At 64.6% G+C, this 7,136-nt stretch carries 5 protein-coding genes; all 5 read right to left on the bottom strand.

The window, feature by feature from the left end:
* Positions 1–1,186: 1,186 nt before the first annotated feature.
* Positions 1,187–2,155, bottom strand: coding sequence for a protein translocase subunit SecF (gene secF / locus CKY51_RS21050; protein ID WP_152249886.1), 969 nt, complete (start codon positions 2,153–2,155; stop codon positions 1,187–1,189).
* A 102-nt stretch (positions 2,156–2,257) separates the two neighbouring features.
* Positions 2,258–4,102, bottom strand: coding sequence for a protein translocase subunit SecD (secD, locus tag CKY51_RS21045; protein ID WP_022971902.1), 1,845 nt, complete (start codon positions 4,100–4,102; stop codon positions 2,258–2,260).
* A 56-nt stretch (positions 4,103–4,158) separates the two neighbouring features.
* Positions 4,159–4,509: a preprotein translocase subunit YajC gene (yajC, locus tag CKY51_RS21040; protein WP_022971901.1), complete on the bottom strand. Its 351-nt coding sequence runs from the start codon at positions 4,507–4,509 to the stop codon at positions 4,159–4,161.
* Positions 4,510–4,642: 133 nt separating this feature from the next.
* Complete coding sequence (gene tgt / locus CKY51_RS21035) at positions 4,643–5,788, bottom strand: tRNA guanosine(34) transglycosylase Tgt (protein WP_022971900.1); 1,146 nt, start codon at positions 5,786–5,788, stop codon at positions 4,643–4,645.
* 177 nt (positions 5,789–5,965) lie between these two features.
* Positions 5,966–7,036: a tRNA preQ1(34) S-adenosylmethionine ribosyltransferase-isomerase QueA gene (queA, locus tag CKY51_RS21030; protein WP_022971899.1), complete on the bottom strand. Its 1,071-nt coding sequence runs from the start codon at positions 7,034–7,036 to the stop codon at positions 5,966–5,968.
* Between the last annotated feature and the right edge of the window lie 100 nt (positions 7,037–7,136).

Genomic DNA, 7,136 nt, shown 5'->3' with positions numbered 1-7,136 from the left:
GCCTGAATTTTGAGCGTGAGTTTTGAGCGTGAGTTTTGAGCGTGAGTTTTGAGCGTGAGTCACCATAGCCGTTGAAAAACGGAAGCCAAGAGCGTTCACGCCCTTCGGGCGCGAGTCACTTTCTTTGCTTGTGCAAAGAAAGTAAACAAAGAAAGCACACCCCGTCCTCGCGCCCCTCCGCGCTACGCGCTCCGGGTACGCAAGCCAGATGGAAATTTTTGTAAGGGACATCCCTGTCCCTTACAAAAACGTCGCGCATCCATGCGCGACGCCCTGCGGGTTGTATCCATCCGGCTTGCCGCTGCGGTATGGGGGGGATGAAAACCAAAGGCACGAGCGAAAGCTCAAAGGCTAAAGCCGAAGCCGAAGACGTGTGCTGGATGGGATGCGAGCAAAGGCCCTTGATTCGAGGCAAAGAGCAACGGGATTAGCCAGCCGAAAGGACATCCAAAACGGAGCCGACGCCTAGATCGTGCACATCGATACATGCAGAGCTTTCGTCCCCCTCCGGGGGCCGAGTCACTTTCTTTGCTTGTGCAAAGAAAGTAACCAAAGAAAGCACACCCCGTCCTCGCGCCCCTCCGCGCTGCGCGCTCCGGGTACGCAAGCCAGATGGAAATTTTTGTAAGGGACATCCCTGTCCCTTACAAAAACGTCGCGCATCCTTGCGCGACGCCCTGCGGGTTGTATCCATCCGGCTTGCCGCTGCGGTATGGGGGATGGAAAACCAAGAGCACGAGCGAAAGCTCAAAGGCTAAAGTCCAAGACGGGCTGACGCCTAAGCCGCGCACACCGACACATGCAGAGCTTTCGCCCCCCTCCGGGGGCCGAGTCACTTTCTTTGCTTGTGCAAAGAAAAGTAACCAAAGAAAGCACACCCCGTCCTCGCGCCCCTGCGCGCTACGCGCTCCGGGTACGCAAGCCAGATGGAAATTTTGTAAGGGACATCGCTGTCCCTTACAAAAACGCCGCGCATCCTTGCGCGACGCCCTGCGAGTTGTATCCATCCGGCTTGCCGCTGCGGCATGGGGGACGGAAAGCAAAGGGCACGAGCGAAAGCTCAAAGGCAAAACCACGGCAACGCGAAGCGGCAGCAAGACTAGGAGCTGAAACCATCCACAGGAAGGGCAAAAACAAAAAGACCGCGCCATGCGCGGTCTTTTTGTTCCAATGCTGCCAGTCCGAATCAGGGACGCCGCGCCAGCGCCTCCACATCCTTGGCCTTGGGCAGCAGATCCTGCTTGGTCACCGCGAACGGACCGATGCTCAACATCGGGACCGCAACGATCACCGAAGAGATCACCACGATCACCGCGCCGACCATATGGGTCTCGGCCAGGCCTTCCATCGAGGCGCCGCCGTAGATGTACAGCGCCAACGCCGACAGGAAGAACATCACCGCGGTGATCACCGTGCGCGACAGGGTCTGGTTGATCGAGCGGTTCAGCACTTCCAGCGGTTCGACCCGCAGGCTGCGGAAGTTTTCACGGACGCGATCGAACACCACGATGATGTCGTTGATCGCAAAGCCCATCACCGACAACAGACCCGCCAGCACGGTGAGGTCGAACTCACGGCCGAGCAACGACATGTAGGCCACGGTCAGGATCAGGTCGAAGAAGGCGGTCAGGCTGGCCACCATCGCGAATTTCCACTCGAAGCGGAAGGCGATGTAGATCAGGAAGCCCACCAACATGAAAATCGTCGCGTAGACGCCGTTCATCGCCAGGTCCTTGCCGACCTGCGGGCCGACGAACTCGCCCGGCTGCACGGTGGCGGGGTTGGCCGGACTATCGACCACCTTGCGCACATCCTCGGCCACGCTACGGGCGGCATCGTCGGCATTGTTGTGCTCGCCATGCGGCTGCAGGCGAATCATCACATCGTTGCCGCCGCCGACGTTCTGCACCTGCGCGTTCTCGAAGCCAGCGCGATCCAACTGGGCGCGGACCTGGTCCACGTCCACCGGCTTGGCGAAGTGCGTACGCACCACGGTGCCGCCGGTGAACTCCAGCGCGTAGTTGAAACCCTTCAGGCCGATGATGGCGAACGAGGCCACCAGCAGGACCACCATCAGCGCCAGCACCGGCTTGCGGTGGCGCATGAAGTCGATCTTGGTGTCGTTGGGAATCAGATGAAGCGGAAAAATTTTCATTGCATCCAGCTCTTCATGTGTTGGACCCGCACACCGAGGTGCGGGTTCGTGCCAGCGGGCTTGCGTGCTGCGCGACGTGGGCCCCTGGGGAGGCCCACGCGATCAGATCGCCACCGACTTGATCTTCTTGCGCGAGCCATACAGCAGCTGGGCCATCGCCCGCGACACGGTGATCGCGGTGAACATCGAGGCGAAGATGCCGATGATCATGGTCAGTGCGAAGCCCTTCAACGGACCGGTACCGAAGGCGTACAGCGCCACGCCGACGATCAGACCGGTCAGATTGGCGTCCAGAATGGTGCCGCCAGCCTTCTCGTAGCCGGCCGCGATGGCCGACTTGGCCGGCATCCCCAGTCGCAACTCTTCGCGGATACGCTCATTGATCAGCACGTTGGCGTCCACCGACAGGCCGACCGACAGCGCCAGGCCGGCAAAGCCGGGCAAGGTCATGGTCGCACCGAACAGCGACATCACCGCCACCACGATCAGCAGGTTGAACAACAACGCCACCGAGGTGATCGCGCCGAACACGCGGTAGTAGATGGTGAAGAACACCAGGGTGAACAGGAACGAGAACACCACCGCGGTGACGCCACGCTCGACGTTCTCCGCACCCAGGCTCGGGCCGATCACGTATTCCTCGACGAAATCCATCGGCGCGGCCAGCGAACCGGCACGCAGCAGCTTGGCGAGATTCTCCGCTTCGGTCTTCTCCAGGCCGGTGGTCTGGAAATTCTTGCCGAACACGCCGGCGATGCGAGTCGGCGCCAGCGCCTCTTCCTTGACACGCACGCTGCGCACTTCCTTGCCGTCGACCATGGTCACGGTGGGAATGCGCTCGATATACACCACCGACATCAGCTTGCCGACATTGGCGCTGGTGTAGTCGAGCATGCGTTGACCGGCCACGTTATTGAGCGTCACCGCCACCGCCGGCATGCCGTTCTGGTCGGTGCTGACGGTGGCGTTGACCATCTGGTCGCCGGACACCAGCACACGCTTGTTGAGCAACACCGGCGCGCCGGTGTCGCGGATGCGGTAGACCTTGGCTTCCGGCGGGATGGTGCCGGTGCGCACGGCGTCTTCGGCATTGCCCTCGACCACGCCGCGGAATTCCAGCGTCGCGGTGGCGCCGATCAGGCGCTTGGCCTCGGCGGTGTCCTGCACGCCAGGCAGCTCGACCACGATGCGGTCCTCGCCCTGGCGCTGGATGATCGGCTCGGCCACGCCCAGTTCGTTGACGCGGTTGCGCAAGGTGGTCAGGTTCTGCTCGATCGCACCGGAGGCGATCTGCTTGAGCTCGGCCTCGGGCACGCTCACGCCGATGTTCTGGCCACTGACGTTGTAGACCAGGGTCGGCTGCGCCTTGGCCAGCGCGGCCCGCGCCTGATTGACGTCGACGCCATCGGCCAGGCTGACCTGGATGCTGTTGTCGCCGCGGCGCTCCACCGCGCGGTAGCCGAGGCGGTTATCGCGCAAGGTGGTGCGGATATCCTCGGCAAAGCCGTCCAGCCGCTTTTCCAGCGCCGCCTTCTGGTCCACCTGCATGGCGAAGTGCACGCCGCCGACCAGATCCAGACCCAGCACCATGGGCTTGCCGCCCAGCTTGGCCAGCCAATCCGGCACGGTGGAGGCCAGGTTCAGCGCCACCGTGTAGTTCTCGCCCAGTTGCTGGCGCAGCACATCGTTGGCCCGGGTCTGCGCCTGCAGCGTCGGCAGGCGCACCATCAGGCTTTGGCCTTCGGTGGTGATCGCCTTGGGCGTGACCCCGGCAGCGCTCAGCGCGGTGGTGATCCGGCTGCGCAACGCATCGTCGAGCTGTGCGCCGCGACTGGCGGTGATCTGCACCGACGGGTCTTTCTGGTAGACGTTGGGCAGCGCATAGAGCGCGCTGACGGCCAGCACCAGCAGGATCAGGAAATACTTCCAGCGAGGAAATTCGAGCATTGCGACAGTCCCGCGCGGCACCGTCCCGGCGCCGCGCCTAGCTTAGGGGAAACGACTCAGTTGGCGGACTTCAGCGTGCCCTTGGGCAACACGTGACCGACAGCGCTCTTCTGCACGCGGATGCGCACGTTGTCGGCCACTTCCACCGTGATGAAGTTGTCGCCGATATCGCTGATCACGCCGGCCACGCCGCCGGCGGTGATCACCTCGTCGCCGCGAGAGAGCTTGTCCAGCAGCGCCTTGTGCTCCTTCTGCCGCTTCATCTGCGGGCGGATCATCAGGAAGTACATCACCGCGATCAGGATGATCGGCAAGGCGAAGGTCGACAGCCCCATCGGACCGGCGGCCGGCGCGCCACCGGTGGCCTGCGCCTGAGCGGCGGGGATCAGCAAATCGAGCAAATTCATGGAGTGCATCCTAGGGTTGGTGCCAGCGCGCCCCTCGACGCACTCGCCATTCAGGTACCGCCGGAGCGGAACAGCCGGGAATTATGCCATGCGGGTTCCACGCCGTCCCCGTCGGGGGCGGCGTGGTGCCAGCTCAGCGGGTTTCCCCCGGCAGCGGCGGCGTGGTCGCGCCGCGTGCCGTATAGAAGGACCGCCGGAACGCGGCAAAGGTTCCCGCCGCGATCGCCGCACGCATGTCGGCCATCAGCTTTTCGTAGTACCAGAGGTTATGCAGGGTGCCCAGCATCGGCGCCAGCATCTCGTTGCAGCGGTCCAGGTGCCGCAGATAGGCGCGGGTATAGCCGCTCTGGCAGGCGTGGCAGCCGCAACCGGGCTCGATCGGATCCAGGTCGCGCTCGTATTTGGCATTGCGGATGCGCACAGTGCCGAAGGAGGTGAAATAGTGACCGTTGCGGGCATTGCGGGTGGGCATCACGCAATCGAACATGTCCACCCCGCGCGCCACGCCCTCGACCAGATCCTCCGGCCGCCCCACGCCCATCAGATAGCGCGGGCGATCGGCCGGCAGCTGCGGATGCAGGTGTTCGAGCATGGCGTTGCGCTCGTGCTCCGGCTCGCCCACCGCCAGCCCGCCGATGGCATAGCCGTCGAAACCGATGGCCTGCAGGCCCTCCAGCGAGCGGCTGCGCAGGTCCGGATGCACCCCGCCCTGGACGATGCCGAACAGCGCGGCATCGTTGTCCAGCCCGTCATGCGCCTGGCGCGAGCGCTGCGCCCAGCGCAAGCTCAGCTCCATCGAGCGCCGCGCCACCTCTTCGGTGGCCGGGTACGGCGTGCACTCGTCGAAGATCATCACGATGTCCGAGTCGAGCACCTTCTGGATCTGCATGCTCTCTTCAGGACCGAGAAACACCCGCGCGCCATCGGTCGGCGAGGCGAAGGTGACGCCTTGCTCGGTGATCTTGCGGCGATGGGCCAGCGAGAACACCTGGAAGCCGCCGGAATCGGTCAGGATCGGCCCGTCCCAGCGCGCGAACCCATGCAGGCCGCCATGGTCGCCGATCACGTCCAAGCCCGGGCGCAGATACAGGTGGAAGGTGTTGCCGAGAATGATCTCCGCACCCAGCGCGCGGATCTGCTCGGGCAGGATGCCCTTGACCGAGCCGTAGGTGCCGACCGGCATGAAGGCCGGTGTTTCCACCGTGCCGCGCGGGAAGGTCAGGCGGCCGCGGCGGGCGTGGCCGTCGGTGCGCTGGAGTTGGAACTGGAGTCGGGACATGGAGGGGCCGGGATGAGGAATTCGGAAGTTTTCGGAGCGGTAGCGGTGATGCACGCACTGCCAGCGGCAGTGCTGGCACGCGAGTTTTCAGCAGCATCGTCGCAGACCATGCCGCCGCTGCCTGAGCGCTGGAACTGCGAGTGGGAGCCGCGTCTGACAGCAGGCAAGCGGTAGACGCTACGACTCCCCGCCCCCCACGCCCCACTCCCTGCTCCACAACAACATCGCATCGCCGTAGGAGAAGAAGCGATAGCGCTGGGCGATGGCGTGCGCATAGGCGTCGAAGATGCGTTCGCGGCCGGCGAAGGCCGACACCATCATCAACAGCGTGCTCTCGGGCAGATGGAAGTTGGTCACCATCGCATCGACGCTGCGGATGCGGTAGCCGGGCAGGATGAACAACTGGGTTTCGCCCGCGAAGGGTTGCAGTTCGCCATCCGGCGCGGCGTCGCTGCGACGCCAGGCGCTTTCCAGCGAGCGCACCACGGTGGTCCCGACCGCGATCACCCGGCCGCCGCGCGCCCGTGTGCGCCGCACCTGCTCGACCAGCGCCGCGCCGACATTGAGCCATTCGCGGTGCATGACATGCTGGTCCAGTGCCTCTACCCGCACTGGCTGGAAGGTGCCCGCACCGACATGCAAGGTGACATGACCGAACTCCACGCCGCGCTCGCGCAGGCGTGCCAGCAGGGCTTCGTCGAAATGCAGCCCGGCAGTCGGAGCCGCCACCGCGCCCACTTCGCGGGCGAACACGGTCTGGTAGCGCTCGCGATCGTCCACACCCGGTTCGCGCCGGATGTACGGCGGCAACGGCAAGCGGCCAGCCTCCTGCAGCCACTGCTCCAATGGCGCGGCGACGTCGAAACGCAACAGGTAAAACTCGCCGTCGCGACCGAGCACCTCGGCCTCGCCGCCGGCGTCCAGGGCGATGCGGCTGCCGGCCTTGGGCGACTTGCTGGCCCCGATCTGCGCCCGCGCCTGCTGCGTCCCGAGCAGGCGCTCGATCAGGATCTCCACCCGCCCGCCACTGGTCTTCTGGCCGAACAGGCGCGCAGGAATCACCCGGGTATCGTTGAAGATCAGCAGGTCGCCCGGCTGCAGCAACTCCGGCAAATCGCGCACCTGGCGATCGGCGAAGGGCTGTGGCGCCGGTGGCACCACCAGCAGGCGACTGGCCGAGCGCTCGGCCAACGGGGCCTGGGCGATCAGTTCCTCGGGCAAGCTGTAATGGAAATCGGACTTCTTCAAGGGCCGGACGGAAGCGGAAACGGGGGGCGATAGTGTAGCTGGGCCGCGCTGGCGGGTCGCAGATTCGTCCAGGCACGCGCGATGCAGCTGCCACTGCCGA

Origin of the sequence: Xanthomonas maliensis (assembly GCF_009192945.1) — a bacterium.
In the GTDB taxonomy this organism is placed as follows: Bacteria; Pseudomonadota; Gammaproteobacteria; order Xanthomonadales; family Xanthomonadaceae; genus Xanthomonas; species Xanthomonas maliensis.
This window is presented reverse-complemented; position numbering and strand designations above follow the sequence as displayed.

Bases quoted from the DNA above. Each gene is read 5' to 3' on its own strand.
- secF (WP_152249886.1), bottom strand. From the start codon at position 2,155: ATGAAAATTTTTCCGCTTCATCTGATTCCCAACGACACCAAGATCGAC.
- yajC (WP_022971901.1), bottom strand. From the start codon at position 4,509: ATGAATTTGCTCGATTTGCTGATCCCCGCCGCTCAGGCGCAGGCCACC.
- secD (WP_022971902.1), bottom strand. From the start codon at position 4,102: ATGCTCGAATTTCCTCGCTGGAAGTATTTCCTGATCCTGCTGGTGCTG.
- tgt (WP_022971900.1), bottom strand. From the start codon at position 5,788: ATGTCCCGACTCCAGTTCCAACTCCAGCGCACCGACGGCCACGCCCGC.